Below are 3112 nucleotides of genomic sequence, written 5' to 3' on the forward strand. Positions count from 1 at the left end.
CTCGGAAGGGCAGATTTCATGGCGGGCGGACGGCATTCGAGTCCTGACAGCGGGCGGTCGATCGGGTTCTACGCAGTGGGTGGGTTGGTCGCCGTCGCGGTAGTCGCCACCGGGGTGGTGGTCTTCAAGGCAACACAGTCCGATTCCTGCGAGAGCGTCGACGAGTACTCGCTGGCAGCGGATCCTGCGATCGCGCCGGCAGTCACGGAGATCCTCGCAGAATCGTCGCCGGAGCAGACAGGCTGTTCGCGGATCACGGTCACCTCTGCGCTGCCCGGGGACGTTGCGGGAACCCTGGGTAAGGGCGTGGACGCGCCGGACATGTGGATACCGGATTCGACAGCGTGGGTGGGCAAAGCTGCATTGACGGCCAAAGGGCCGGTCGCTGCCGCCGGCGGTTCGATCGCCACCTCGCCTGTCGTACTTGCCTCCGGCGGTGGCGAACAGTTTGCCAGTTGGCTCACGGCGCTACAGGTTCCCGATCTGGCGTTGGGCAATCCGTTGTTCACAGGGGTTGCGTCGGCGCCCATTCTCGGAGCTCTCGCGGAGACCGGGGCCACCTCCGAATCCGTTCGAGCGGCACTCGTACCCCATGCGCAAGCGGAGAGTGTTCGTACCGAAGAGCAGTCGGTGGGACAGAAGATGCTCACCGAATTGGTCAGCTCCGGAAAGGTCGGTGTTTCGACCGAGCAACAGGTCGTCGAGTTCACGAAGGCCGAGTCGAAGATTTCCGCGACAGTACCGGCGACGGGAACCATGATCATGGATTACCCCCTGGTGGTCAGTGCTTCGGCACCGGACCGGCACTACGCCGCAGCCAAGAAGAGTGACGCCATCGCCGAGCTGTTGCACAGTGAATCTGCTCAGGAAGTGCTGACGCGCAGCGGGTTCCGTACTTCCGGCGGTGGAGCCGTCGAAGGTGGAGTCGGTGACGTCACGGCACTGACCGTGTCCGAACAGTCGGTGGCCGATCAGACACTGGGCGCTTGGGCTCTGATGGCCAAGCCGATCCGGACACTCGTTGCGATCGACGTGTCTGCGTCGATGGACTACCCGGCGGCAGGCGGCAAGACGCGCATGCAGTTGACCACTGCTGCTGCTCTGGCCGGCAATCAGGTCTTCCCAGACAGCGTCGCTGCCGGTCTCTGGGCGTTTTCCCAAGGTATGAACGGAACCCAGGACTTCCAGGAATTGGTGCCGATCAGGCGCTACGACACGATCGTCGACGGTGTGACTCAACGAAAGTTGATGGCAGATCAGGCGAACCGGCTCACCGAACTCAAACGTGGCGCCACAGGTTTGTACGACACGACGCTGGCCGCATTCCGTAAGGTTCAGGAATCGTACGATCCGCGAGCAGTCAACAGTGTCATCATCTTGACCGACGGCGCAAACGAAGATCCTGACAGCATCAGCCGTGAACAGTTGCTCGATGTTCTTGCACGCGAGCAGGATCCGGCGCGTCCGGTCATCATCGTCACCATCGGCATCACCGATGACGCAGATGCGGCGGCGCTCGCCGATATCTCCCGCGTGACGGGCGGTTCGACGTACATCGCTCGTGACCCCTCGGAGATTTCCGAGGTGTTCGTGAACGCATTGGCTCACCGAGGAACTTAGGCCGCATCCGGACTGGTCCAGGGTGCCGGAAGTGGCGGAGCCTCAGACGAATACCGGTGCCCGGTAGGTGTCGTTGTGGTGAAGGTGTGCCGGTTACCTGGTACAGGTTCGGCAGTCCAGTCCGAGCCCTGTTTCGCGTAATTGCATGCCGCACACAACCCGGCACCGTTGGCTGCGCTGGTGAGGCCACCCCTCGAGTGATCGCGAATGTGGTCGCGGTGGCGAACCGGCGCGTCGCACCACGGAGTACGGCAGCTTCGATCACGGAGTTCGATCAATCGCGCCAACCCCTTCGGGAAGGTTCTCGCCGTGGATTCCATTGCGGTCAGCGCGCCCGTATCGGGGCGTGCGTAGAGCTTTCGGAGCGTTGCCACCGTTTCGGAGTCTTCGCTGGCCTTGGTGATCCATTCGCGTGCAATAGCGGCTGGTACAGGTCCGTACCCGTGGACGTACGCCGGGTCGGAATTTTCGCCCAACAATGACTGGTCGGAGACAACCAGATTCACGGTGACGGGTGTCGGTGTGGCGCGGCCGATTCCGGTAACTCGCTCGACCAGGAGATCAGCCATGATTTGCGCTCGGGTGCGCTTGTCCCCGCCGGCAAGTACGGAATCGGCGTCGCGCCTGAGCGTGGCGTGCACGGCGATACCTTCGGCCGCGGGAAGAAACACATTGAGCCAGCACATCGTGTCGGGCGCAGGCCGTGACGTCACTCGTCTGTCTCCCACGGCTTTGCGTGCTCGTCTGGCAACACTGTCGGAGTCTATTTCGGCAGCGCGTGCGCGGAGTCTTTCTGTCAGTTGATGGTTGCCGCATCCGTCCAAGATTGCAGCGTCGCAGCAGAACTCGCGATCCAACGTAGCGCGATCCTGGGCGGTGAGACATGAAGTCTCGCGCATGAGGATCGTCGCCTGATGCTCACTGATGGAGCCGTCGACGAGTAGTCGAAGTGTGTGCGGCATCTCGTCGTTCAGTGCGCGGGCCAGGTTCAGATGCTGAGTTCCGAACCAAGCCGACTCTCGCCGTGCGAGGGCAATCTGCGCGTTGATTCCACGGCCTTGGTATGCGCGCGGCACTCCCCGTTCGCTGCGGTCGTTGCGGGTGAACGCGTCGAGATCGGCAGCCAGCAATGCCTGGGCACCAGCGCAACTGGCCTTCAACTCTTCCAAAGCGCGCAGAAGATCCACGCGTGCTGCGTTGTCGATGGATCGATCCATGCTGACGAGTGATGCTCGGAATTGTCCGATGGTCTCTTCGGATATCGCCTGTTTGGATATGGCCTGTTCAGATACTTGCGTCGTCACTTTTACCCCCCGGTAGTGTCGAACATACATTCGATACTAGTCTCGACAGTGAACGGACGCAACGCCTTTCTCCGTTGGCGTCTGAAAGTTCCGACAGTTCGGTTTTCATGGTTGACTGGTCCTCATGATCGAGCTGAGGGGATTGACCAAGGTTTACGGACCGACGAAAGCGGTGGACGATTTGTCGT

2 protein-coding genes are annotated in these 3112 nt (G+C 61.5%); one reads left to right on the plus strand and one right to left on the minus strand.

The window, feature by feature from the left end; translation table 11 throughout:
* Window positions 1-18: 18 nt before the first annotated feature.
* Window positions 19-1620, plus strand: a complete 1602-nt coding sequence (locus RWT78_RS28895) for a substrate-binding and VWA domain-containing protein (protein WP_314682855.1) — start codon at window positions 19-21, stop codon at window positions 1618-1620.
* Here the strand turns inward: RWT78_RS28895 and RWT78_RS28900 are convergent.
* Window positions 1617-2837, minus strand: a complete 1221-nt coding sequence (locus RWT78_RS28900; RefSeq protein ID WP_378505205.1) for a DUF222 domain-containing protein — start codon at window positions 2835-2837, stop codon at window positions 1617-1619. The genes RWT78_RS28895 and RWT78_RS28900 overlap by 4 nt on opposite strands.
* Window positions 2838-3112 lie beyond the last annotated feature (275 nt).

Origin of the sequence: uncultured Rhodococcus sp., from assembly GCF_963525155.1 — a bacterium.
GTDB lineage: Bacteria > Actinomycetota > Actinomycetes > Mycobacteriales > Mycobacteriaceae > Rhodococcus_F > Rhodococcus_F qingshengii.

Coding starts and splice junctions, on each gene's coding strand:
- RWT78_RS28895 (WP_314682855.1), top strand. CDS start 19: ATGGCGGGCGGACGGCATTCGAGTCCTGACAGCGGGCGGTCGATCGGG.
- RWT78_RS28900 (WP_378505205.1), bottom strand. CDS start 2,837: ATGGATCGATCCATCGACAACGCAGCACGCGTGGATCTTCTGCGCGCT.